Here is a 23,469-nt window from a genome sequence, read left to right on the forward strand (position 1 = left end):
CCGCTTTAAGGAATGTAAATGCGCTGGATCACCCACCCCGGCTGGCCCGGTAACCTGCTGGCCGTGGTGGCTGGCGCGCTTACCACCTTCGCCCTTGCCCCCTACGATATCTGGCCGCTGGCTCTGGCTGCGCTGGCCCTGTTTTATCTCGGCCTGCGCAATCTGAGCCCTCGTCAGGCGCTGGGTCGTGGCTGGTGCTTCGGTTTTGGCCTGTTCGGCGCCGGCACCAGTTGGATCTACGTCAGTATCCATAACTTCGGCGGCGCTTCGGTGCTGCTCGCCGGGTTCCTGATGCTGCTGTTCATTGCCTGCATCGCCTGGTTCTTCGCCCTTCCCGCCTGGCTTTGGGCCCGCTGGATTCGCCGCAACGAAGCACCGCTGGCCGACGCACTGGCTTTCGCTGCCTTGTGGCTGGTTCAGGAGGCATTTCGCGGCTGGTTCCTCACCGGTTTCCCGTGGCTCTACTCCGGTTACAGCCAGCTTGACGGCCCACTTGCAGGCCTCGCACCGCTTGGCGGGATGTGGCTGGTGTCCTTCGCGCTGGCGTTGACTGCTGCGCTGCTGTGCAATCTTTCACGGTTACGGGCACGCAAGTCCTTTCTGGCGGTTGGCGTGGTGTTGCTGGTCGCGCCCTGGATTACCGCGCTCGCGTTGAAAAAACATGCCTGGACATCCCCCGCTGGTGCGCCACTGAAAGTGGCCGCCATTCAGGGCAATATCGAACAGCACATGAAGTGGGACCCCGAGCAGCTTAATGCGCAGTTGGCGCTTTATCGCGACATGACCTTCCGTTCGCAGCAGGCTGATCTGATCATCTGGCCGGAAACGGCGGTGCCGGTACTCAAAAGTTCTGCCGAGGGCTACCTGAAGATGATCGGGCAGTTCGCGACAGAACGCGGTTCGGCGCTGATTACCGGCGTCCCGCTGCGTGAAACTAATGATCGCGGCAGCTACAGCTATTACAACGCAATCACCGTAGTCGGTGAGGGCCAAGGCACCTACATGAAGCAGAAGCTGGTGCCCTTTGGCGAATACGTTCCTTTACAGGACTTGTTGCGTGGCCTGATCGCCTTCTTTGACCTGCCGATGTCCGACTTTGCGCGCGGCCCCAGCGATCAGGCAATGCTGCAAGCCAAGGGCTACCAGATCGCGCCGTTCATTTGCTATGAAGTGGTGTATCCGGAATTCGCCGCCGGGCTTTCGGCGCAAAGCCAGCTGTTGCTGACAGTGAGTAACGACACCTGGTTCGGCACCTCTATCGGCCCGCTTCAACACCTGCAAATGGCGCAGATGCGGGCACTGGAAGCAGGTCGCTGGATGATCCGCGCTACCAACAATGGCGTGACGGCGCTGATCGACCCGTTCGGCAAGATCACCACGCAGATCCCGCAATTCGAGCGTGGCGTGATGTATGGCGAAGTTGTCCCTATGCAGGAATTGACACCTTACCTGCGCTGGCGCTCATGGCCACTGGCGATTGTCTGTGCACTGCTGATTGGCTGGGCACTGGTGGCGAGCCGGATTTCCAAGACGGTTTGATTACACCTTTGGATGAGATTTCTGTGGGCGCGGTGCTTGCCCGCGATAAGTCTGGACGCGGTTCACGTTAGAATTGCGCGGCCCTTATCGCGGGCAAGCACCGCTCCCACAGGGAATCGCATTTCAGCAATAGCTATGGGTACACAAACGGGTACACCAGCAACCCCGCCGCTTCATTAAGCAACTGTCCGCTTTGCCAGATCGCTCGGCTTTCCGGCAGCCAGCCGCCAAAGACGCGGGCGTTGTCGGCACTTAAAAAGCCAACGGGTGCGCCAACGACGGTAAACCCGGCTTTTTCAAAGCTCCATATGGAGCGTGGCATGTGCCAGGCCTGAGTCACGATCACCACCCGCTTGATACCCAAAGGCTGCAACATGGCCGCCGTCATCGTCGCGTTCTCCCAGGTCGTACGACTCAAGCCTTCCTGCCAGCGAACCTGCACACCGAAGTCGTTTTCCAAAGACTCAGCCATGATGGCCGCCTCACTCGGCGGTTCGCCGTAATGCAGGCCACCCGTGGTCAGGATCGGCAGGCCGGATGCCTTGGCCAGCCTGGCTGCATAGCGCATACGCTCAAGTGCTACGCCCGTTGGAATGTCAGCCCCCCAACTCGGATCATTACGTTCGCGGCCCGACCCGAGAATTACAATCGCGTCAGCTCGTTGCGCCAGGGTTGCCCATTCGCCAAGTGGCAGAGGAGGAACCGTCTCGATCCCGCGCGCCGCAGTCTCCACAACCACTGGCAAACTCATCAGCCACAGTCCGCCCAGCCCCATGGCAAAACAGAGTGCGGCGAGACGCGGCCGGGCACGACGCAAACAAAACGCCACCAGCAACAGCAGAAAGAAAATACCGGGTGGTAAAGCGATTGCTTTGAGCAAATAGCGGACAGGCATCGGGCATCTCCAGAAGATGCCCGAAGCCTAGAAGGATTGACGCCAAGCAACAATGCTTAAGATGCAGGCCCGCAGCCCGCGGAGGTTAACGCCTGAATAGATTGCTCGAACTGTGACGGTTCAACTTCGCCAATGACATGGCTCGCTTCTTGTCCTTCAGCCAGATCACCTTGGCTGAAGAGGACGGCACCGATGCCGCCTCAGCGGGCTCCCGTGAAACGATGACACGCCCTGGCACATCAGGGCTCTCTTGACCACTTACCGAAACGGCTGCGTTATTCAGATAGGATTCAATCAAATCGAACTCGGCACGACTCAAGCCACGGAGTTCAAGCTCCTCAGGCCACTCGTCACGAAGTCGCACTGCAATATCTGCCGTTTCCAGAGCAAGGCCCAGCCGATTGATCAATCGCTCGTACAGATCATGGGTTGTATCTATGTGCTGCAGCTCTGTCATCCGCTCACCTCATCGAAGATAAAACATACCCTCGTCCTTGAGCTTAGCGCCGCTGTCAAAACCGGTGCATTGCTGCGACAAACGGCGGCTGACTGCCGCTGAACTGGCCCTCTCAAGCAAACGGCCATGCAAATCAGGGTTTCCCTCGATAGTCGGCGCTCATGTATGCTACGGCGCTTCCTGTAATTCCACTTCCGCTCGCTCGAGCCCGAAAGCACCGCACAGGCAGTTTCCATTGTCCGGCAGCGGTGCCGACCTGAATCGGCGATGCAACGAAGAGGTCAAGGGTCACCAATCTTTAGTAAAAAGTAGCCATGCACGAACTCTATCAGCCCCGTGAAATCGAAGCCGCCGCCCAAACCTTCTGGGACGAGCAAAAGTCTTTTGAAGTCAGTGAACAGCCAGGCAAGGACACTTTCTATTGCCTATCGATGTTTCCTTACCCTAGCGGCAAGCTACACATGGGGCACGTGCGTAACTACACCATTGGTGACGTGATCGCTCGCTACCAACGCATGCAAGGCAAGAACGTCCTGCAGCCAATGGGCTGGGACGCATTCGGCATGCCGGCAGAAAACGCCGCGATGAAAAACAACGTCGCGCCTGCCAAATGGACCTACGAAAACATCGCCTACATGAAGACCCAGCTGAAAAGCCTCGGTCTGGCGATCGACTGGTCCCGCGAAGTCACCACCTGTAAGCCGGACTACTACCGCTGGGAACAGTGGCTGTTCACGCGCCTGTTCGAAAAAGGCGTGATCTACCGCAAGAACGGCACCGTGAACTGGGACCCGGTTGACCAGACCGTTCTGGCCAACGAACAAGTCATCGACGGTCGTGGCTGGCGTTCGGGCGCGATCATCGAGAAGCGCGAAATTCCGATGTACTACTTCAAGATCACCGCTTATGCGGATGAACTGCTGGAGAGTCTCGACGAGCTGCCGGGCTGGCCCGAGCAGGTCAAAACCATGCAACGCAACTGGATTGGCAAATCCCGTGGCATGGAAGTGCAGTTCCCGTACGATCAGGCTTCCATCGGTGAAGCGGGCGCACTGAAAGTCTTCACGACCCGTCCGGACACCCTGATGGGCGCGACTTATGTCGCCGTTGCAGCCGAACACCCGCTGGCTACACTGGCCGCGCAGAACCATCCGCAGTTGCAAGCCTTCATCAACGAATGCAAAAGCGGCAGCGTCGCCGAAGCGGACGTTGCTACCCAGGAAAAGAAAGGTCTGCCGACCTCGCTGTTCGTCGAGCACCCACTGACCGGCGAAAAGCTGCCTGTCTGGGTCGCCAACTACGTGCTGATGCATTACGGCGATGGCGCAGTCATGGCAGTTCCTGCACACGACGAACGTGACTTCGAATTCGCCTCCAGGTACGACCTGCCGATCAAGGCCGTAGTCCGTACCAGCGCTGGCGACGAAACACCTGCACCGTGGCAGGCGGCTTACGGCGAGCACGGCACGCTGATCAACTCCGGCGAGTTCGATGGTCTGGATTTCGCTGCCGCATTCGACGCGATGGAAGCAGCACTGACCAAGAAGAATCTCGGTCAATCCCGCACCCAATTCCGTTTGCGCGACTGGGGCATCAGCCGTCAGCGTTACTGGGGCTGCCCGATCCCGATCGTCCACTGCGACGCGTGCGGCGACGTGCCGGTCCCGGAAGATCAACTGCCCGTTGTACTGCCTGAAAACGTAGTACCCGATGGCGCAGGATCGCCATTGGCGCGCATGCCTGAGTTCTACGAGTGCAGCTGTCCGAAATGCGGCGCACCGGCCAAGCGTGAAACCGACACCATGGACACCTTCGTGGAGTCCTCGTGGTATTACGCTCGTTACGCCTCGCCTCACTACGAAGGCGGTCTGGTCGATCCTGCTGCAGCCAACCACTGGCTGCCGGTTGACCAGTACATTGGTGGTATCGAACACGCCATCCTTCACCTTCTGTATGCGCGCTTCTTCCATAAATTGATGCGCGACGAAGGCCTGGTGACCTCGAACGAACCGTTCAAGAACCTGCTGACTCAGGGCATGGTCATCGCCGAAACCTACTATCGCCTTGAAGCCAACGGCAGCAAGACCTGGTTCAACCCGGCCGATGTCGAACTCGAACGCGACAGCAAAGCCAAGATCGTCGGCGCCAAACTGATCAGCGACGGCCTGCCCGTCGAGATCGGTGGCACCGAGAAAATGGCCAAGTCGAAGAACAATGGCGTTGACCCTCAGTCGATGATCGACCAATACGGTGCGGATACCTGCCGCCTGTTCATGATGTTCGCCTCGCCACCCGACATGAGCCTGGAATGGTCAGACTCCGGCGTTGAAGGCTCGCATCGCTTCCTGCGTCGCGTCTGGCGCCTGGCGCAGAGCCACGTGAGTCAAGGCTTGCCAGCAGCGCTGGACACCGCCGCGCTGGATGACGGCCAGAAAGTCGTTCGTCGTGCGATCCATCAGGCGATCAAGCAGGCCAGCCAGGACGTCGGTCAGCATCAAAAATTCAACACCGCCATTGCTCAGGTAATGACGCTGATGAACGTGCTGGAAAAAGCGCCACAGGCCTCCGCTCAGGATCGCGCCCTGATTCAGGAAGGTCTGGAAACAGTTGTTCTGCTGTTGGCACCGATCACGCCGCACATCAGCCATGAGCTGTGGAATCAGTTGGGCCACAGCACGCCTGTCATCGATGCTGGCTGGCCGGTTCTGGATCAGACTGCATTGGTCCAGGACAGCCTGCAACTGGTCATTCAGGTGAACGGCAAGTTGCGCGGTCAGATCGAAATGCCAGCCAGCGCTACCCGCGAAGAAGTCGAAGCGGCTGCCCGCGCCAACGAAAACGTACTGCGCTTCGTCGATGGCCTGACCATCCGCAAAGTCATCGTAGTGCCCGGCAAACTGGTCAATATCGTCGCAAGCTGATGGGATCGAGCGCCCGACAATGATCGGGCGCTGAACATATTTCCTGGGCTCGCACAGTCGGCCCAAACGGATTCAAGGGGAGCATCAAGATGATCAAACGCAATCTGCTGGTTATGGGCCTCGCCGTACTGTTGAGCGCCTGCGGTTTCCAGCTGCGTGGCACCGGCGCAAACCAGTTGTCCATCAAGGAACTGGACGTCAGCGCACGTGATGCCTACGGCAAAACAGTGGTGCAACTGCGCCAGGTTCTGGAAGGCAGTGGTGTGAAAATCTACACCGGCGCACCCTACAAGCTGGTGATTCTCAACGAACAGGAAACCCAACGTTCCGCAAGCTCCTCGGGTTCGGGCCGTTCAGCTGAGTACACGTTGAACACAACACTTAACTATCAAATCAACGGCACCCAGAACCGAGAGTTGCTGCAACGCAAGGTACAGATCGAAAAGGTCTACGTGCATGACGGCAACAACCTGATCGGTTCTGATATGCAGTCTGCGCAAGTTCGTGACGAGATGCGTAGTGACGTGATCCAGAGCCTGATGGCCCAGTTGCAACAACTGACGCCAGCGCAACTGGATGAACTGCAGGCCAAGGCCGACGCCGTTGCCAAGGCAGAAGCGGACGCACTGGAAGCAGCTCAACGTATTCGCGATGAAACGCCGCAACAGTCGCCGATCGAAATCCCGTCTCGTTAAAATGTTCGGGGCCAGCGTCTAGCTGGCCCCGGCACATATCCGTTTGAAATGCATTCCCCAGTAGGAGCCAACTTGTTGGCGAGACGCCGGGCCTGCGTAATCAGAACTACCGCCTCGCCAACAAGTTGGCTCCTACAGGGACCGTGTTTGCTGCTTGAAAGCGCGGTATCAGGGACACCGAGGAATTTCATATGAAACTCGCCCCCGCCCAACTCGGCAAACACCTGCAAGGCACGCTCTCGCCCGTCTACGTGGTGAGCGGCGATGACCCGCTGCTGTGTCAGGAAGCTGCCGATGCGATTCGCGCCGCCGCCCGGCAGCAAGGTTTTGACGAACGTCAGGTCTTCAGCGCCGACTCCAGTTTCGACTGGGGCACATTGCTGCAGGCTGGCGCGAGCATGTCGCTGTTCGCCGAGCGCCGACTGCTTGAGCTGCGCCTGCCCTCCGGGAAACCTGGAGATAAAGGCGCTGCCGCCTTGATGGAGTACTGCGCTCGTCCAGCCGACGACACGCTGCTATTGATCAGCTTGCCGAAACTCGATGGCAGCGCGCAGAAAACCAAATGGGGTAAAGCACTGGTCGAAGGGGCGCAGACCCAGTTCGTGCAAATCTGGCCGGTAGATGCCGGGCAATTACCGCAATGGATTCGCCAGCGCCTGTCTCAATCCGGGTTGGCAGCCACTCAAGATGCAGTCGAATTGATCGCAGCCCGAGTGGAAGGCAATCTGCTGGCCGCAGCTCAGGAAATCGAAAAGCTCAAGCTGATGGCCGAAGAAGGCCAGATCACGGTCGAGACCGTGCAGGCAGCCGTCGCTGACAGCGCACGTTTCGATGTCTTCGGGCTGACCGACGCCATCCTCAACGGTGAAGCTTCGCACGCGCTGCGGATGCTTGAAGGCCTGCGCGGCGAAGGCGTTGAGCCGCCAGTTATCCTTTGGGCCCTGTCCCGCGAGCTCCGAGTGCTGGCCAACCTTGCACTGCAATTCAGTCAGGGCATGCCATTGGACAAAGCGTTCAGCTCAGCCCGACCGCCCATCTGGGACAAGCGCAAACCACTGATGAGCAAGGCACTGCAACGCTATTCCGCCAAGCGCTGGGCCGAACTGCTGATGGATGCGCAACGCATTGATGCGCAGATCAAAGGCCAGGCGGTTGGCTCGCCGTGGAGCAGCCTGAGCCGCTTGTCGCTGTTGATGGCCGGACAGCGTTTGGCGCTGCCAGCGGAGTAAATTCGCCCACAGGTGAAACGCGTTTCCTGTGGGAGCCGGGCTTGCCCGCGATGAACGATGACGCGATAGGTCTGTTGCACCGAGGTGTTTGTATCGCGGGCAAGCCCTGCTCCCACTGGGACTGGATTTGCTGGCAAACAGATTCCCCTCCAAAGATTTGCCAGCGATAGCGCAGATCAATTAGACACTGCCCTGTCTTGGGTCGATCATTCGCGCCGCTTACTTAACAGCCGAGAGAACATCACCATGAAAAAGCCTAAACGGCCCAACAAAGCCAAATCCATAATTGCCCAGCCATTGTTCCGCAGCCGCCAGGAACAACCCGGCAAAGGCAAAGGCAGCTACCGCCGCGAAGCCTTCCAGTCTAAAAGCTGGGAGGCTTCTTACTTTCTGGCTGCCTGAAACATCGCGACAGTTCCTCGAGGTCCTTTCGGGCCTGCAGGCATGGTAAGGTCTGCATCTACCGGTAATACCTTGGACCCAAGCATGCCCTCTTGTTTTTTCCGACGTTGGCAAATGCGCCAAATGATCGCTGCCTCCAGCCTTATCCTGTTAGTTGCCTGCGCGGAAAAACCGACAGCAGCCGACGCCACGCCTCTTCCACGCGTTATCACAACGCCGCTGGCCTCACCGGCTCCAGCCATTGCTGTGGATGACAATCTCGATATCCTGCCGACCATGAGTTTCGCCGACTGGCAGACTGCCTTCCGTGCGCAAGCGCTCAAGGCAGGTATCAGACCAGACATTTTCGACCGTGCCTTCGCAGGCGTGACACCGGACATGAAAGTGGTGAAAGCCGACCGCAGCCAGCCAGAATTTACCCGCCCGGTGTGGGAATATCTGGACGGTGCGATCTCTGACGCTCGGGTGCGAAAGGGGCAAGCGTTGCTCAACCAATATGCTGGCGTGCTGCAAACCATCGAGCAGCGTTACGGCGTAGATCGTAATGCTTTGGTTGCAGTGTGGGGCATGGAGAGTAATTTCGGGCAGTTCCAGGGCTCTCAATCGGTGATTCGCTCACTGGCGACGCTGGCTTATGAGGGTCGCCGTCGCAGCTTCGCTCAAGATCAATTGCTGGCCGCACTGCAGATTCTGCAACAGGGTGATATAGCGCCTGAGCAGATGATCGGTTCCTGGGGCGGAGCCATGGGCCAGACGCAGTTCATCCCGACCACATACAACACCCACGCCGTGGATTTCGATGGCGACGGTCGCCGGGACATCTGGAACAGCGCTCCGGACGCCCTCGCGTCCACCGCGCACTACCTGCAAAGCTCCGGCTGGCAGACGGGCCAGCCTTGGGGCTATGAAGTCAAACTCGCCAATGGCTTCGACTATGCACTGGCTGATGCCTCGACCCGCAAGAGCCTGGCTGAATGGCAGCGACTGGGCCTGACGTTGCCTAACGGCAGCGCCCTGCCAGCCACCGCTCTACAGCAACAAGCCGCACTGTTGCTACCGGCCGGTTACAAAGGCCCGGCGTTTCTGGTGATGGATAATTTCCGCGCGATCCTGCGGTACAACAACTCTTCGTCTTATGCGCTGGCCATCGGGCTGTTGTCGGGAAGATTCCAGGGGGGTGGCATTGTTGAAGGAAGCTGGCCCCGCGCAGACGTCCCTCTGAGCCGTTCTGAGCGCATGGAGCTGCAAAGCCTGCTCTCGGCCAGCGGTTACGATGCAGGCAACCCGGACGGCATCATCGGCGCCAATACACGCAAAGCCATTCGCAGCGCCCAACAGGCGTTGGGCTGGCCAGCGGATGGGTATCCGACACAGGAATTGCTGCAAAACCTGCGCAAGCCTTGAGACAAAGGAGAGTCGTGGAACCGGCTTTAGCCGGGAAGGCTGCATTTCCAACGATACAAATGTCGTGAATGTAACGCCCTCTTCCCGGCTAAAGCCGGTCCCACGTCCCAACAAAAAAACGGGCCGGATAGTGATATCCGGCCCGTTTTGTCCTTAGCTCAAACGATCAACGCTTAACGCGTCAGACCATCGCCTTGACTGCGATCTTGGCCTGCTCGTCGGCGTGGTACGAAGAACGTACCAACGGACCGGACGCCACGTTCTTGAAGCCCATCTTGTAACCTTCCTCGGCGAACCAGGCGAAGGTGTCCGGGTGCACGAAACGCTGCACCGGCAAGTGGCTGCGGGAAGGTTGCAGGTATTGACCCAGGGTCAACATGTCGATGTCGTGCTCGCGCATGCGCTGCATAACCTCGATGACTTCCTCATCGGTTTCGCCCAGCCCAAGCATCAAACCGGATTTGGTCGGTACGTGCGGGACCATTTGCTTGAAACGCTGCAGCAGGGTCAACGACCACTGGTAGTCCGAACCCGGGCGCGCTGCTTTGTACAGACGTGGCACGGTTTCCAGGTTGTGGTTGAACACATCCGGCGGCTCGGCGGCAGTGATTTCCAGTGCAACGTCCATACGGCCACGATAGTCCGGAACCAGCGTTTCCAGCTGCACGTTTGGCGACAGCTTGCGGATCTCACGGATGCAGTCGGCGAAATGCTGGGCACCGCCGTCACGCAAATCATCGCGGTCAACGGAAGTGATCACCACGTACTTGAGACGCAAATCAGCAATGGCAACGGCCAGGTTGGTCGGCTCGTTGACGTCCAGCGCCTTCGGACGACCATGGCCCACATCGCAGAATGGGCAGCGACGCGTGCAGATGTCGCCCATGATCATGAAGGTCGCAGTGCCGCCGGAGAAGCACTCACCCAGGTTCGGGCAGGAAGCCTCTTCGCAAACGCTGTGCAGCTTGTGCTTGCGCAACAGTTGCTTGACGCGATCAACCTCAGGAGAGACCGGGATACGGACGCGGATCCAGTCAGGCTTTTTCGGCAGATCGACGGTTGGAATGATCTTCACCGGGATACGCGCAACTTTCTCCGCACCACGCAGCTTCACGCCAGCCTCAACCTTAGGGCGAGGCGCACGCTCGGAAACGTCGACGGTTGGGATCAAGGTTTGTACGGCGTTATCCGCAATATCAGTCGCAGTAGTCATAATCAGTCGATTCCGCCCGTTAGGGTCGTCTGCTCAGCATAGTCGAGGTGCTTGACGAGCTGCGCACGCAGCCGGGCACTTACCTCGGCAAATTCAATCGGGCCTGCATGATCGCACAGTTGGGTCATTGCCAGCCCGGCGTATCCACAGGGATTAATCCGTCGAAAGGGCTCAAGGTCCATGTCGACGTTAAGCGCCAGACCATGGAATGAGCAACCGTGGCGAATTCGCAGTCCCAGGGACGCGATCTTCGCTCCATCGACATAAACACCCGGTGCGTCAGCCTTGGCTGCGGCCGTTACACCGTAACTGGCCAGCAAATCGATCAGGCTATTCTCGATCCGGGTCACCAGATCACGCACACCGAAACCAAGGCGCCTGACATCAAGCATCAGGTAGACCACCAGTTGGCCGGGGCCATGATAGGTCACTTGGCCGCCACGATCGACCTGTACCACCGGAATATTACCCGGTAATAGCAAATGTTCGGGTTTGCCGGACTGTCCCTGAGTGAAAACCGGTGCATGCTGCACCAGCCAGATCTCGTCCTGAGTGTCTTTACCGCGCTGGTCGGTAAAGCGCTGCATTGCATGCCAGGCCAGTTCGTAATCGATCTGCCCCAGCTCTCGAACGCCCAGCATTGCAGCCATCAGAGCACCATGTGCACGCGACCCGTAGCGCGCAGTGCGCTATTGATGTCACGCAGTTGGTCTTCCCCTGTGGCAACGATGTGCAGCTGGACCGTGGTGTATTTTCCGTTGCTGCTCTGGCGCTCGGCACGGGTCGTCATGTCAACCTTGGCGTATTTGGCCAGGATTTCAATCACGAGATCGGTGAATCCAACACCGGTATCGCCGATCACTTTGATCGGATAGTCATCGCAGGGGAATTCGATTTTGTGCGACTTGACGTCGGAATCTGTCATGGCAGTAAAGGTCTCACAAGCCGTGAAGACGGAAACGCGCCCACTCAGGGTATGAGTGGGCGCGTCGTGGTCAGCGTTGTACTGTAATCAGTTGAACAAGCCGAAGAAGAACAGGCGAATGCTATCCCACACGCGGCGGAAGATGCCACCTTCCTCGACAGCGTCGAGGGCAATCAGGTTAGCGGTATGGACGACTTTGTCTTCCATTTTCACTTCAACCTTGCCGATCACGTCGCCTTTGGCGATTGGCGCAACCAGTTGCGGGTTCATGGTCATGCTGGCGGTCAGCTTCTTCATCTCGCCTTTTGGCATGGTCATGCTCAGGTCTTCAGCCAGGCCAGCCTTGATTTGACGCTCGGTGCCTTTCCAGACGGTTGCCTGAGCCAGCTCAGTGCCCTTCTGGTAGAAGTTCTGGGTTTCGAAGAAACGGAAGCCGTAAGTCAGCAGCTTCTGGGTTTCAGCAGCACGGGCCTGCTCGCTCGAAGTACCGAATACCACCGCGATCAGACGCATGCCATCACGAACGGCGGAAGACACCATGCAATAACCCGCTTCATCGGTGTGGCCTGTTTTCAGACCATCAACGGTCTTGTCGCGCCACAGCAGCAGATTGCGGTTAGGTTGCTTGATGTTGTTCCAGAAGAACTCTTTCTGCGAGTAGATCGCATAGTGAGCCGGGTCTTCATGAATGATCGCGCGTGCCAGGATCGCCATGTCGTGAGCCGAGGAGTAATGCTCCGGGTTCGGCAGGCCTGTCGGGTTCATGAAGTGACTGTTGGTCATGCCCAGATCGGCAGCAGTCTTGTTCATCATGTCGGCGAACGCGTCTTCGCTGCCGGCGATGTGCTCGGAGAGCGCTACGCTGGCGTCATTGCCCGACTGAATGATGATCCCGTGCAGCAAGTCGCTGACAGTCACCTGGCTGCCGACTTTGATGAACATCCGGGAGCCACCGGTACGCCAGGCGTTCTCACTGACGGTCACCGGGTCGTTCTCGCCGATCTGCCCACGACGAATTTCCAGGGTCGCGATATAGGCGGTCATCAGTTTGGTCAGACTGGCAGGCGCCAAACGCTGGTCGCCATTGTTCTCGACCAGAACGTTACCGCTGCTCGCGTCCATCAGCACATAGGCTTTGGCAGCCAGTTGCGGAGCGGAAGGCGTCATCTGCTCGGCGGCCCAGGCAGCCGGAGTGATGATCAGCGGTACAAGCAGGCACAAGCGTTTTGCAAAGGTGGTGATGTTCATCCGTCTCTCGAAATTGCTAATGGGCAAACATGCCCTCGCGGGCAAAGCTTAACGGGCCGATGGAAGCGGTGACGCTCACAACGACCGGCGGTGCCAGGCTCTAATCCTGGCCCATGAACCGCCTGTTTGACAGACAGACTCATGGACAATTGACTGCGCGGTTTGCTCTGGTGGCAATCAGTCCGGCAGCCAACTGTAAAACCAATCCGTCCCGAATAGCGCTGTGGGACGTAAGCGGCTCTTAATCCAGTGTCACGACGCTAGGCTGGCCCAGATTGGCCGACCTTACGCTGTTTTGCATTTGCTGGGCTTCACCCTGAGTCTCGATCGGCCCCATTCGAACTCGATAGAGCGTCTGTTGATTGCGGGCTATCGAACTCACGAACACCGGAGCCCGAACCATTCCGCTCAATTTCGACCTCAGGAGCTCCGCAGCGTCCGGGTTGGCGAACGCGCCCACCTGGAGATACAGCCCAGAGACTGGTACGGAAGCGTTTTTTTTTGCGTCAAACGGCACCGCAGGCGCAGCGTGCTGTTGCGGCGGCGGCGTGTACTGCTCGATAGTCCCGGCGGATGCTATCAACGCTGGTGCTGCAGCTTGCGGAATGGCTTGCGGCTGATTCGGCAACAGCGGCGCAGGACGCCCATTCTGCGCCAGCCATACTTGTGGATCGATACCTTCGACCTTCACCCGCGCCGTACCGGTCTCGGCATAGCCGAGCTTCTTGGCGGCAGCGTAGGACAAGTCGATGATGCGATCCGAATAGAACGGCCCGCGATCGTTGACGCGCAGGATCACCGTGCGGTTGTTGTCCAGATTAGTCACTTTTACATAGCTGGGCAGCGGCAGCGTCTTGTGTGCCGCGCTCATGCCATACAGGTCATAAACCTCGCCGTTGGCGGTGTTCTGGCCGTGGAACTTGGTGCCGTACCAGGACGCAGTGCCCGAGGCGACATAATTCCGGGAGTCCTGGATAGGGAAATAGGTTTTGCCCAGCACGGTATAAGGGTTGGCCTTGTACGGGCCGGTGTGCAGGCTCGGAGTAGCATCCGGAATACGCGAGATATCCACGTCCCACCAGGGCGCGCCATCTTTATGCGCACGGTTGATGTCCAGGCCCGGAGGCGAAGAAATACCGGCGGTGCCCTTCTGGACAGGACGACTTGGAGACGAACAACTGACCACCAGCAATGACAGCGAAGCCAGCGCTATCAACTTCAACGATGTAACCATCGGCAATGCCCGCATTACTTGACGCCCCGAGCTTGAACCAACAATTCAGACAGCTGATGAACACTCATGGCGTACATCACACTGCGGTTATAGCGAGTGATTGCATAAAAATTCTTCAAACCCATCCAGTATTCAGGTCCGTTTTCGCCTTCCAGCTTGAATGCGGTCACTGGCAAGTCGTCGCGCAGCGCATCATGACTCGACCACCCCAAGGCTCGCAACTCCCCAACGTTCTTTACCGGATCAATGCCCGGTGTGAGGCCTTCATCGACACGTTCACCGCGCACGCTCGCCAGGCTGACAACCGGCTCGCCCGCCACCCAGCCATGCTGCTTGAAGTAACTGGCCACGCTGCCAATAGCATCATCCGGATCGGTCCAGATATTGATGTGCCCGTCGCCGTCGAAATCCACGGCGTAGGCCCGGAAGCTGCTCGGCATGAACTGCGGCAGCCCCATCGCACCAGCATATGAGCCCTTGAGGGTCAGCGGATCAACCTGTTCTTCCCGGGCCAGCAGCAAGAACTCGCGCAGCTCCTTGCGGAAGAAGTCGGCACGCGGCGGGTAGTCGAAGCCCAGCGTAGACAGTGCATCGATCACTCGATAGTTGCCGGTATTACGCCCGAAAAAGGTTTCGACACCAATAATCGATACGATGACCTGAGCCGGAACGCCATATTCCTGTTCCGCGCGTGTGAGCGCAGCTTCGTGCTGACGCCAGAAGTCCACACCTCGCGCAATGCGCGCGTCAGTGATGAACATCGGGCGGTAGTCTTTCCACTGCTTGACCCGCTCGGCCGGACGGGAGATCGCGTCAAGAATCGCCTGTTTGCGTTCCACTTCACGAAACACTTCGATCAGTTGTTCGCCCGCAAAACCATAATCGCGAGTCATCTGGCCGACAAATTCGGCGACTTGCGGCGAACCTTCGTAATCGCCAGCGAATGCTTCTTGAACAGATCCAAGAATGCCAACCAGGCCGACCACCGGAGCATATCGAGCCCAGCTACGCACTACTTGCATTGAATTCTTCACCTTAATCAAACCTGTGCGATCCATTTACGGTGTGTATGGATCGACATCAAAACCCCAAAGGCTGACAGCAGCGTCACGAGCGAAGTTCCTCCATAACTAATGAAGGGTAACGGCACACCCACTACCGGCAACAGGCCACTGACCATACCGATGTTGACGAAAACGTAAACAAAAAATGTCATTGTCAGCGCGCCAGCGAGCAACTTGCCGAACAATGTCTGGGCCTGAGCAGTAATCACCAGCCCGCGCCCAATCAGCAGCATGTAGATCAGCAACAGTGCACAAATCCCCACCAGCCCGAACTCTTCGCCCAGTACGGCGATGATGAAGTCGGTGTGGCTTTCCGGAAGGAAGTCCAGGTGCGACTGGGTGCCGAGCAGCCAGCCTTTGCCAAATACACCGCCGGAACCGATGGCTGCTTTTGACTGAATGATGTTCCAGCCAGTGCCCAGCGGATCGCTTTCAGGGTCGAGAAAGGTCAGGACCCGCTGCTTCTGGTAGTCGTGCATGATGAAAAACCACATGGCGACGGATCCCGGGACCGCAGCGGCAATCACGCTAATAATCCAGCGCCAGCGAAGACCCGCCATGAACATCACGAACGCACCCGAGGCCAGAATCAGCAGCGAGGTGCCCAGGTCTGGCTGGCGAACGATCAACGCAAACGGAACGCCGATCATCGCCAGACTCACGCCGACATGCTTGAGCTGCGGCGGCAGGGTCCGTTTGGACAGATACCAGGCGATGGTTGCCGGCATGATGATCTTGAGAAACTCGGAAGGCTGGAAGCGGATGACCCCGGGAATATTGATCCAGCGCGTGGCCCCCATGGCGTTGTGGCCCATGACATCCACCACCACCAGCAATAACACGCCAATCACGTACAACACGGGCACCCAGCGAGCCATGAAACGCGGCTCTAACTGGGCGATGATCACCATTGCCACCAGGCCGATACCGAACGAACTCGCCTGCTTGATCAGCAGGTCCCAGTTCTTGCCACTGGCCGAATACAGCACGAACAGGCTGCCTGCCGCCAGCGTCAGCAAAAGCACCAGCAAAGGACCGTCGATATGAATGCGCTGCAGAAACGTCGCGCGGCGACGCATCACGTCTTCGCTGGACAAAATGCGGTCGAAATTACTCTTCACTGGCACTGGCCGCGGCCTCCACGGCTTGAGCGCCGCCATATTCAGGTTTGAGTGTTCCGTCAGGTTTGAGCAGCCAGGCATCCATGACCTGACGGACCACAGGGGCCGCAACACCTGAGCCGGATTCGCCGTTTTCGACCATGACCGAAACCACAATCTTTGGATCATTGGCCGGGGCAAAGCCTACAAACAGCGCGTGGTCGAGGTGACGTTCCTGAACCTTGGAGCGGTCGTACTTCTCGCCCTGCTTGATTGCCACCACCTGGGCGGTGCCGCTTTTGCCAGCGATCAGGTATTGAGCACCGAGTGCGGCCTTGCGCGCTGTCCCCCGCGCGCCATGCATAACCTGCTGCATGCCGTGATTGACCTTGTCCCAGTCAGAGGGGTTACGCAACACGATATTGGGCATCGGATTTTCATCAACCGGCTTCTCGCCCTCGATGCTTTTGGCCAGATGCGGTCGGTTCCACACGCCTCTGTTGGCAACCAGCGCGGTGGCCTGGGCCAGTTGCAATGGCGTGGCCTGCATGTAGCCCTGGCCGATCCCGAGAATCAGTGTTTCACCCGGGAACCACGCCTGACGACGGGTCGCACGCTTCCAGTCGCGGGATGGCATCAGGCCGGGAGACTCTTCAAACATATCCAGCGACACTTTTTGCCCGATACCAAACTTGTTCATGTACGCGGAGAGCCGATCGATGCCCAGCTTGTGGGCCAGATCGTAGAAATAGGTATCGTTGGAACGCATGATCGCGGTATCCAGGTCCACATAGCCATCGCCGGTGCGGTTCCAGTTTCGGTATTTATGATCGTAATTGGGCAGTTGGTAATAACCTGGGTCGAACACTCGACTTGAGGCTGTCACCACACCCGCGTCCAGCCCGGCAATTGCCACAGCCGGTTTGATAGTCGAACCGGGCGGATACAGGCCGCGCAGAATCCGGTTGAACAGCGGCCGATCGATGGAATCACGCAACTCGGCATAAGCCTTGAAACTGATACCGGTTACAAACGGATTGGGGTCGAAGCTCGGCGCACTGACCATCGCCAGCACCTCGCCGTTCCTCGGGTCCATGGCCACAACTGCGCCACGACGCCCTGCGAGGGCGGCTTCGGCCGCTTCCTGAAGCTTGATGTCCAGGCTGAGGACGATGTCCTTGCCGGGCACCGGATCAGTCCGCTTGAGCACGCGCAATACACGACCACGGGCGTTGGTTTCGACCTCTTCGTAGCCTACCTGCCCGTGCAACTGCTCTTCGTAGAAACGCTCGATACCGGTTTTGCCAATGTGGTGCGTACCGCTGTAGTTGACCGGATCGAGGCTCTTCAGCTCTTTCTCGTTGATCCGCCCCATATAGCCCACCGAGTGCGCAAAGTGCGGACCCTGAGGGTAGTGCCGAACCAACTGCGCCACGACTTCCACGCCGGGCAGCCTGAACTGGTTAACCGCCACGCGGGCGATCTGCTCTTCAGTCAGCTCAAACAGGATAGGCACCGGTTCAAACGGCCGCCGCCCCTGCTTCATGCGCTTTTCAAAGATCAGCCGGTCGTCCGGTGTCAGCTCCAGCACCTCGACGATGGTGTCCAGCACCTGCGCCCAGTCGCCAGAACGCTCCCGGGTCATGCTCAAACTGAAGCTGGGCCGGTTGTCAGCGATCACCACGCCATTACGATCGAAGATCAAGCCGCGGCTTGGCGGAATCGGCTGCACATGGACGCGGTTGTTTTCCGACAGGGTCGAGTGATAGTCGTACTGGATGACCTGCAGAAAATACAGCCGGGCAATCAGCACGCACACCAGCACCACGACGGCCACAGCCCCGACCACGACGCGACCCCGCACAAGGCGTGCGTCTTTCTCGTGGTCTTTTAGGCGGATCGGCTGAGACATGAGGGCGCGATGCTATTTGTGATAGGGGTGCCCGGACAGGACTGTCCAGGCGCGATAGATCTGCTCGCCGATGAGGATGCGCACCAGAGGGTGCGGCAACGTCAAGGGTGACAACGACCAGCGTTGCTCGCTGCGCGCACAGACTTCCGGGGCCAGCCCTTCCGGGCCGCCCACCATAAGGTTCACGGTGCGTGAATCAAGGCGCCAGCGGTCCAGCTCCACCGCAAGTTGCTCGGTGCTCCATGGCTTGCCGTGCACTTCCAGGGTCACGATCCGCTCGCCCGGTTGCACTTTTGCCAGCATGGCCTCGCCTTCCTGACGGATCAGACGGGCCACGTCGGCATTCTTGCCACGGGTATTGAGCGGAATCTCCACGAGGTCGAGCGCCAGTTCGGATGGCAGACGCTTGGCATATTCATGCCAGCCTTCTTCCACCCACTTGGGCATGCGCGAACCAACGGCAATCAGACGCAGACGCACAATGAGGCCTTATTCGCTTTCGTTACCCGGAGTGTGGTGCGCAGCGCTTGCAGCGCGACTCTGTTCTGCGCCCATCCACAGGCGTTCCAGGTCATAAAAAGCACGAGCAGAAGCGGTCATCATGTGCACGATGACGTCGCCCAGATCCAGAAGAACCCAATCGCTCTCGCCTTTGCCTTCTTCGCCCAGAGGCTGTGCGCCTTTGGCTTTGACGTTCTCGCGAACCTTGTCGAGCATCGCGTTGATCTGACGGTTCGAGGTACCGGTAGCGATAACCATGTAGTCAGTCAGGCTGTGCTTGTCTTTCACGTCGATGACCTGAATGTCCTGGGCTTTGACGTCTTCCAGGGCAGCCTTGGTCAGTTCAACCAGCTCTTCGCCGGAAATAGTGTGTAGTTTTTGCTTGGTCATATAAAACTCATTCAGTTCAATTGGGAGCACGGTACAGCCCGTGCTCCTCGATGTAGGCCAGTACGGCGTCTGGCACCAGAAAACGTACCGACTTACCGCTGGCCAGCAGTTGGCGGATCTGGGTGGCAGACACCGATAAAGGCGTCTGCCAGACGAATGTAATGTGCCCGCCGGGCCCCTTAAGGGCCTTCGGATCGCTGACCGCGCGGGCCGCCAGCAGATTGCGCATGGCATCCGGCGACTCGCTGTCGGCGTCCGGGCGCTGAAGCACCACTATATGGCAGTGCTCCAACAACTCCTCCCAACGATGCCAGGTGGGTAGCCCGCAAAAAGCATCCCAGCCCAGCAACAGGAACAACTGGTCCTCTGCGGCCAGTTCGGCGCGCATCGATTCCAGGGTGTCGATGGTGTACGACGGTTTGTCCCGCTTCAGTTCACGGTCATCCACCGTCAAGGGCGTCACGCCGGCCACTGCGCATTCGACCATCGCCAGACGGTCGTTTGCGCTGACACTCGGCGTGTCGCGATGAGGTGGCCTGGCGCTGGGCGTCAGGCGCAACTCATCGAGTTCAAGCAACGCGGCAACCTCAAGGGCTCCGCGCAAGTGACCGATGTGAACCGGGTCGAACGTGCCGCCCAGCATACCGATACGTTTGGGCAAGACCTCAACGGCCTCGGTTACAGCATCCGCAGGCACTGCCGCGTGCTGCACAGGTGCGCTCAAGTCAGGCTGGCTCCTGTCCGCGCAACTGGCCGTCGCCGATCACGATGTACTTCTCGCACGTCAGACCTTCCAGGCCGACCGGGCCGCGGGCGTGCAGCTTATCAGTAGAAATGCCGATCTCCGCACCCAATCCGTATTCAAAGCCATCCGCAAAGCTGGTGGGCGCGTTGACCATCACCGAACTGGAGTCGACTTCAGCCATGAAACGGCGGACCTGCCCCTGATGATCAGAAACGATGGCGTCGCTGTGATGCGAGCCATAGTGGTTGATGTGTTCGATGGCCTGATCCAGGCCGGTCACGATACGAATCGACAGAATCGCCGCCAGATACTCGGTATTCCAGTCTTCCTCGGTGGCCGGGATCGCTTCAATCAGATCGCGGGTGCGCTCGCAGCCACGCAGCTCGACGCCTTTTTCGCGGAACTGGGCAGCCATTTGAGGCAGAAATTCAGCTGCGACGGTCTGATCGACCAGCAGCGTTTCCATGGCACCACAAATCCCATAACGATAAGTCTTGGCGTTGAAGGCAATGCGCTGAGCCTTGGACAGATCAGCATGGGCGCTGACATAAACGTGGCAGATGCCGTCCAGATGCTTGATCACCGGAACACGCGCATCACGACTGACCCGCTCGATCAAACCTTTACCGCCACGTGGCACGATAACGTCCACGTACTCGGGCATGGTGATCAGCGCGCCCACGGCGGCGCGGTCAGTGGTTTCCACCACTTGCACAACGGCAGCAGGCAGCTCGGCTTCGGCCAGACCGCGCTGGACACAGGCAGCAATCGCGCGGTTGGAGTTAATCGCTTCGGAGCCGCCACGCAAAATCGTGGCGTTACCCGACTTCAGGCAGAGGCTCGCAGCATCGATGGTTACGTTCGGACGCGACTCATAGATGATTCCCACAACACCGAGCGGCACACGCATCTTGCCGACTTGAATACCTGACGGCCGAAAGCTCATGTCGCGGATCGCACCAACCGGATCGGGCAGGTTCGCTACCTGACGCAACCCGACGATCATGCTGTCGATACGTGCGGGGGTCAGGGCCAGGCGCTCGAGCATGGCAGGCTCCAGACCATTGGCGCGACCTGCGGCCAGGTCCAGATCGTTGGCAGCGGACAACTCGTCGCGGGATTCGTCCAGAGCGGCGGCGGTGGCGAGCAAGGCGCGGTTTTTCTGCGCGGTGCTGGCACGACCGATCACTCGCGAAGCTTCGCGGGCGGCGCGACCCAGGCGGGTCATGTAGTCAAGAACGGACTCAGTCATGGTCTCAGAGGTCTTGGCAGAGAAGAAAGCGGCCGATTATAGCTGTCGGGCGGCGCTAACGACAGCGGTGACAGGCGGATGGTCGATAACGGGGTGAAATAGAGCGCAGGCTTTAACTGCAGGAGATCGCCTTGTGCTCCTGACACAGCGCTGTCGCGCAGCAACCAGATGACTTGTAGGAGCTGCCGAAGGCTGCGATGGCGGTGTGTCAGGGTAAATGCTTCGCAGCCTTCGGCAGCTCCTACAGATGCAAGCAGATGTTTTGCATTGTCACATTCAGCTGCAATTAAGCCCCGCATTGATATGATCAGCGCCCGCCCCTTTTGTGTACCCCGCCATGCCGACCGCCTTGCCCGACAGCTTTTTCAACCGCGACGCCCAGGTTCTGGCGCAGGCGCTGCTGGGTAAAGTCATCAGACACAAGGTGGGTGATCTTTGGCTCGCCGCGCGAATTATCGAAACCGAAGCTTATTATTTCGCCGAAAAAGGCAGCCACGCCTCCCTCGGCTATACCGAAAAACGCAGAGCACTGTTTCTCGATGGCGGGCACATATATATGTACTACGCACGCGGCGGGGATTCGCTTAACTTCAGCGCCGAAGGGCCGGGCAACGCGGTGCTGATCAAATCAGGCCACCCATGGGTCGATGCCGTATCGGATGCCAACAGTCTGGCCCGAATGCAGCTGAACAACCCTGACGCCAGCGGCGCGCTACGTGCGCCCGAACGCTTGTGCGCAGGCCAGACACTGCTATGCAAGGCGCTGGGCCTCAAAGTGCCGATGTGGGACGCGAAACGTTTCGATGCAAATTTGTTACTCGTGGAAGATGTGGGCGAAACGCCACCCCGTATCATCCAGACCACGCGTCTGGGTATACCTCTGGGCCGTGATGAGCACCTGATGTACCGCTTCGTCGACCCTGAATACGCTCGCTTCTGCACACGGAACCCGCTGCGACGCGGTCAGGTCGAAGGGCGCGACTACTTTTATCTCGATCAAGGAAATTAACCATGGGCCAATGGCTCGACAGCATCACCGGCTGGCTGGCGGTCAATCCCTCGTGGCTGAGCGTGGCTATCTTTTTGATCGCGTTCGTTGAATGCGTAGCGATTGTCGGGATTATCGTGCCGGGGACAGTCGTACTGTTTGCCGTTGCAGCGCTGGCCGGCAGCGGGATTCTCCCGCTGGGGGAAGTCCTGCTGCTGGGTTTCCTCGGCGGCCTGTTGGGCGATGCGGTTTCCTACTTCATTGGTCGTAAATACCATCAAAACATTCGACGCCTTCCGGGCCTTCGCACCCATCCGGAGTGGATCGGCAGCGCAGAAACCTATTTCCAGCGTTACGGCATTGCAAGTCTGCTGGTCGGGCGATTCATTGGGCCGCTGCGGCCGATGCTGCCCATGGTGGCGGGCATGTTCGACATGCCGTTCCCACGCTTCGCCGCCGTAAGCGTGATCGCTGCGGTGGGCTGGTCGATTGCGTATCTGCTACCGGGCTGGGCCGCGGGCGCAGCCGTGCGTTTGCCATTGCCGGAAGGTTTCTGGCCTCAGGCAGCCGTAGTTGGCGGTGGATTGGCGATACTGATCGGCGTCGCCATCCAGACCAGTCTGCGCTCCAAAAAGTACGCCACTGAAATCATCGCAGGAACCAGTGCGGTACTCCTCGCAGCCATATTCTTCGGCTGGCCGCATCTGACGCAGCTTGATAATGGCATCATGACGCTGATCCAGGAGCACCGCAGTACGGTGGTCGATCAGTTCGTGATTGTCGTGACCGGCCTCGGGGATTTTCGTACCCAGTTCTACGCTGCAGCCTTGTTACTGGTGATCTTGCTGGTCACCCGGCAATGGCGGCATGCGCTGTTTGCCGCTATCACGACGTTGGGTACCGCGTGCGCTAACGGCGCAATGAAATGGGTATTCGCTCGCCAGCGGCCGGAAGTACTGCTTGAGCCGCTGACCACTTACAGCATGCCGAGTGGCCACAGCTCTGCCGCATTTGCATTCTTCATGACCCTGGCAGTGCTGGCCGGTCGCGGCCAGCCGGTGCGACTGCGCCTGACATGGTTGATGCTCGGCGGATTACCCGCGATCTCGATCGCCATGTCGCGGGTTTACCTTGGCGTGCACTGGCCAACCGACGTCCTGGCCGGAATGCTCCTGGCGTTCACGCTGTGCGCGATCAGCCTGAGCCTGGTGCAACGTCAATCGTCGCTGCCTGCCTTGCCCGTTAGAATCTGGTGGCTGATATTGCCTTCGATGGCGGTGCTGTTCACCGGTTACGCGTTGCATTCAATGCCCCATGCAGTGCTGCGATATCAGTATTAGTTCCCTGACACACCG

At 58.8% G+C, this 23,469-nt stretch carries 22 protein-coding genes; 8 read left to right on the plus strand and 14 right to left on the minus strand.

Annotated elements, in window-relative coordinates; translation table 11 throughout:
• Positions 1-18: 18 nt before the first annotated feature.
• The gene (gene lnt / locus CKW31_RS22790) at positions 19-1,539 is read left to right on the plus strand and encodes an apolipoprotein N-acyltransferase (protein ID WP_095100427.1); all 1,521 of its coding nucleotides are present in this window, start codon (positions 19-21) and stop codon (positions 1,537-1,539) included.
• Between the two features lie 133 nt (positions 1,540-1,672).
• Here the strand turns inward: lnt and CKW31_RS22795 are convergent, their stop codons facing one another.
• Positions 1,673-2,434, minus strand: coding sequence for a YdcF family protein (locus CKW31_RS22795; RefSeq protein ID WP_095100429.1), 762 nt, complete (start codon positions 2,432-2,434; stop codon positions 1,673-1,675).
• Positions 2,435-2,519: 85 nt separating this feature from the next.
• Positions 2,520-2,891 (minus strand): hypothetical protein, encoded by a 372-nt coding sequence (locus tag CKW31_RS22800; protein WP_095100431.1) that lies wholly within the window; start codon positions 2,889-2,891, stop codon positions 2,520-2,522.
• A gap of 314 nt (positions 2,892-3,205) precedes the next feature.
• Here CKW31_RS22800 and leuS point away from each other — a divergent pair, with 314 nt between their 5' ends.
• The 5 genes from leuS to CKW31_RS22830 all read left to right on the plus strand — a co-directional run bounded on the left by leuS (position 3,206) and on the right by CKW31_RS22830 (position 9,542).
• Positions 3,206-5,812, plus strand: a complete 2,607-nt coding sequence (gene leuS / locus CKW31_RS22805) for a leucine--tRNA ligase (RefSeq protein ID WP_095100433.1) — start codon at positions 3,206-3,208, stop codon at positions 5,810-5,812.
• An 89-nt stretch (positions 5,813-5,901) separates the two neighbouring features.
• On the plus strand, positions 5,902-6,507 hold the full coding sequence (gene lptE, locus CKW31_RS22810) for an LPS assembly lipoprotein LptE (protein WP_095100435.1): 606 nt from the start codon (positions 5,902-5,904) through the stop codon (positions 6,505-6,507).
• Positions 6,508-6,698: 191 nt separating this feature from the next.
• Entirely contained in the window at positions 6,699-7,736 is a 1,038-nt protein-coding gene (holA, locus tag CKW31_RS22815) for a DNA polymerase III subunit delta (RefSeq protein WP_095100437.1), read from the plus strand.
• 246 nt (positions 7,737-7,982) lie between these two features.
• The gene (gene arfA / locus CKW31_RS22825; protein ID WP_087267653.1) at positions 7,983-8,138 is read left to right on the plus strand and encodes an alternative ribosome rescue factor ArfA; all 156 of its coding nucleotides are present in this window, start codon (positions 7,983-7,985) and stop codon (positions 8,136-8,138) included.
• Positions 8,139-8,222: 84 nt separating this feature from the next.
• Positions 8,223-9,542, plus strand: a complete 1,320-nt coding sequence (locus tag CKW31_RS22830) for a lytic murein transglycosylase (protein WP_095100441.1) — start codon at positions 8,223-8,225, stop codon at positions 9,540-9,542.
• 181 nt (positions 9,543-9,723) lie between these two features.
• Here CKW31_RS22830 and lipA read toward each other — a convergent pair whose 3' ends face one another.
• The 12 genes from lipA to CKW31_RS22890 all read right to left on the minus strand — a co-directional run bounded on the left by lipA (position 9,724) and on the right by CKW31_RS22890 (position 21,126).
• Positions 9,724-10,755 carry a lipoyl synthase gene (gene lipA / locus CKW31_RS22835; protein ID WP_095100443.1) on the minus strand — a complete coding sequence of 344 codons (1,032 nt, stop codon included), beginning with the start codon at positions 10,753-10,755 and terminating at the stop codon, positions 9,724-9,726.
• 2 nt (positions 10,756-10,757) lie between these two features.
• Positions 10,758-11,405: a lipoyl(octanoyl) transferase LipB gene (gene lipB, locus CKW31_RS22840; protein ID WP_095100445.1), complete on the minus strand. Its 648-nt coding sequence runs from the start codon at positions 11,403-11,405 to the stop codon at positions 10,758-10,760.
• Entirely contained in the window at positions 11,405-11,680 is a 276-nt protein-coding gene (locus tag CKW31_RS22845) for a DUF493 domain-containing protein (RefSeq protein ID WP_095100447.1), read from the minus strand. Before CKW31_RS22845 ends, lipB begins: the two co-directional genes overlap by 1 nt.
• 87 nt (positions 11,681-11,767) lie before the next feature.
• On the minus strand, positions 11,768-12,928 hold the full coding sequence (locus CKW31_RS22850; protein ID WP_027902320.1) for a D-alanyl-D-alanine carboxypeptidase family protein: 1,161 nt from the start codon (positions 12,926-12,928) through the stop codon (positions 11,768-11,770).
• Positions 12,929-13,169: 241 nt separating this feature from the next.
• Positions 13,170-14,177: a septal ring lytic transglycosylase RlpA family protein gene (locus CKW31_RS22855; RefSeq protein WP_095100449.1), complete on the minus strand. Its 1,008-nt coding sequence runs from the start codon at positions 14,175-14,177 to the stop codon at positions 13,170-13,172.
• Positions 14,177-15,184 (minus strand): lytic murein transglycosylase B, encoded by a 1,008-nt coding sequence (gene mltB / locus CKW31_RS22860; protein ID WP_095100451.1) that lies wholly within the window; start codon positions 15,182-15,184, stop codon positions 14,177-14,179. Before mltB ends, CKW31_RS22855 begins: the two co-directional genes overlap by 1 nt.
• A 17-nt stretch (positions 15,185-15,201) precedes the next feature.
• Positions 15,202-16,305: a rod shape-determining protein RodA gene (rodA, locus tag CKW31_RS22865; RefSeq protein WP_176469958.1), complete on the minus strand. Its 1,104-nt coding sequence runs from the start codon at positions 16,303-16,305 to the stop codon at positions 15,202-15,204.
• 31 nt (positions 16,306-16,336) lie between these two features.
• Positions 16,337-18,238, minus strand: a complete 1,902-nt coding sequence (gene mrdA / locus CKW31_RS22870; protein WP_095100453.1) for a penicillin-binding protein 2 — start codon at positions 18,236-18,238, stop codon at positions 16,337-16,339.
• 12 nt (positions 18,239-18,250) lie between these two features.
• Complete coding sequence (rlmH, locus tag CKW31_RS22875) at positions 18,251-18,718, minus strand: 23S rRNA (pseudouridine(1915)-N(3))-methyltransferase RlmH (RefSeq protein WP_087267625.1); 468 nt, start codon at positions 18,716-18,718, stop codon at positions 18,251-18,253.
• A 9-nt stretch (positions 18,719-18,727) separates the two neighbouring features.
• On the minus strand, positions 18,728-19,129 hold the full coding sequence (rsfS, locus tag CKW31_RS22880) for a ribosome silencing factor (protein ID WP_095100455.1): 402 nt from the start codon (positions 19,127-19,129) through the stop codon (positions 18,728-18,730).
• A gap of 16 nt (positions 19,130-19,145) precedes the next feature.
• Positions 19,146-19,790, minus strand: a complete 645-nt coding sequence (gene nadD / locus CKW31_RS22885) for a nicotinate-nucleotide adenylyltransferase (protein WP_176469959.1) — start codon at positions 19,788-19,790, stop codon at positions 19,146-19,148.
• Between the two features lie 64 nt (positions 19,791-19,854).
• The gene (locus CKW31_RS22890) at positions 19,855-21,126 is read right to left on the minus strand and encodes a glutamate-5-semialdehyde dehydrogenase (RefSeq protein ID WP_095100457.1); all 1,272 of its coding nucleotides are present in this window, start codon (positions 21,124-21,126) and stop codon (positions 19,855-19,857) included.
• Positions 21,127-21,463: 337 nt separating this feature from the next.
• On the opposite strand from CKW31_RS22890, the gene CKW31_RS22895 reads away from it, so the two are divergent.
• Positions 21,464-22,135 (plus strand): DNA-3-methyladenine glycosylase, encoded by a 672-nt coding sequence (locus CKW31_RS22895; protein WP_095100459.1) that lies wholly within the window; start codon positions 21,464-21,466, stop codon positions 22,133-22,135.
• Positions 22,136-22,137: 2 nt separating this feature from the next.
• Positions 22,138-23,454 carry a bifunctional DedA family/phosphatase PAP2 family protein gene (locus CKW31_RS22900; protein WP_095100461.1) on the plus strand — a complete coding sequence of 439 codons (1,317 nt, stop codon included), beginning with the start codon at positions 22,138-22,140 and terminating at the stop codon, positions 23,452-23,454.
• Positions 23,455-23,469 lie beyond the last annotated feature (15 nt).

Origin of the sequence: Pseudomonas sp. Irchel 3A5 (assembly GCF_900187575.1) — a bacterium.
GTDB classification, from domain to species: Bacteria; Pseudomonadota; Gammaproteobacteria; order Pseudomonadales; family Pseudomonadaceae; genus Aquipseudomonas; species Aquipseudomonas folii.

Coding starts and splice junctions, on each gene's coding strand:
- holA (WP_095100437.1), top strand. CDS start 6,699: ATGAAACTCGCCCCCGCCCAACTCGGCAAACACCTGCAAGGCACGCTC.
- CKW31_RS22900 (WP_095100461.1), top strand. CDS start 22,138: ATGGGCCAATGGCTCGACAGCATCACCGGCTGGCTGGCGGTCAATCCC.
- CKW31_RS22855 (WP_095100449.1), bottom strand. CDS start 14,177: ATGCGGGCATTGCCGATGGTTACATCGTTGAAGTTGATAGCGCTGGCT.
- rodA (WP_176469958.1), bottom strand. CDS start 16,305: ATGCGTCGCCGCGCGACGTTTCTGCAGCGCATTCATATCGACGGTCCT.
- CKW31_RS22845 (WP_095100447.1), bottom strand. CDS start 11,680: ATGACAGATTCCGACGTCAAGTCGCACAAAATCGAATTCCCCTGCGAT.
- lptE (WP_095100435.1), top strand. CDS start 5,902: ATGATCAAACGCAATCTGCTGGTTATGGGCCTCGCCGTACTGTTGAGC.
- mltB (WP_095100451.1), bottom strand. CDS start 15,184: ATGCAAGTAGTGCGTAGCTGGGCTCGATATGCTCCGGTGGTCGGCCTG.
- lipB (WP_095100445.1), bottom strand. CDS start 11,405: ATGGCTGCAATGCTGGGCGTTCGAGAGCTGGGGCAGATCGATTACGAA.
- CKW31_RS22795 (WP_095100429.1), bottom strand. CDS start 2,434: ATGCCTGTCCGCTATTTGCTCAAAGCAATCGCTTTACCACCCGGTATT.
- leuS (WP_095100433.1), top strand. CDS start 3,206: ATGCACGAACTCTATCAGCCCCGTGAAATCGAAGCCGCCGCCCAAACC.
- CKW31_RS22850 (WP_027902320.1), bottom strand. CDS start 12,928: ATGAACATCACCACCTTTGCAAAACGCTTGTGCCTGCTTGTACCGCTG.
- CKW31_RS22890 (WP_095100457.1), bottom strand. CDS start 21,126: ATGACTGAGTCCGTTCTTGACTACATGACCCGCCTGGGTCGCGCCGCC.
- lnt (WP_095100427.1), top strand. CDS start 19: ATGCGCTGGATCACCCACCCCGGCTGGCCCGGTAACCTGCTGGCCGTG.
- CKW31_RS22895 (WP_095100459.1), top strand. CDS start 21,464: ATGCCGACCGCCTTGCCCGACAGCTTTTTCAACCGCGACGCCCAGGTT.
- arfA (WP_087267653.1), top strand. CDS start 7,983: ATGAAAAAGCCTAAACGGCCCAACAAAGCCAAATCCATAATTGCCCAG.
- CKW31_RS22830 (WP_095100441.1), top strand. CDS start 8,223: ATGCCCTCTTGTTTTTTCCGACGTTGGCAAATGCGCCAAATGATCGCT.
- lipA (WP_095100443.1), bottom strand. CDS start 10,755: ATGACTACTGCGACTGATATTGCGGATAACGCCGTACAAACCTTGATC.
- mrdA (WP_095100453.1), bottom strand. CDS start 18,238: ATGTCTCAGCCGATCCGCCTAAAAGACCACGAGAAAGACGCACGCCTT.
- rsfS (WP_095100455.1), bottom strand. CDS start 19,129: ATGACCAAGCAAAAACTACACACTATTTCCGGCGAAGAGCTGGTTGAA.
- CKW31_RS22800 (WP_095100431.1), bottom strand. CDS start 2,891: ATGACAGAGCTGCAGCACATAGATACAACCCATGATCTGTACGAGCGA.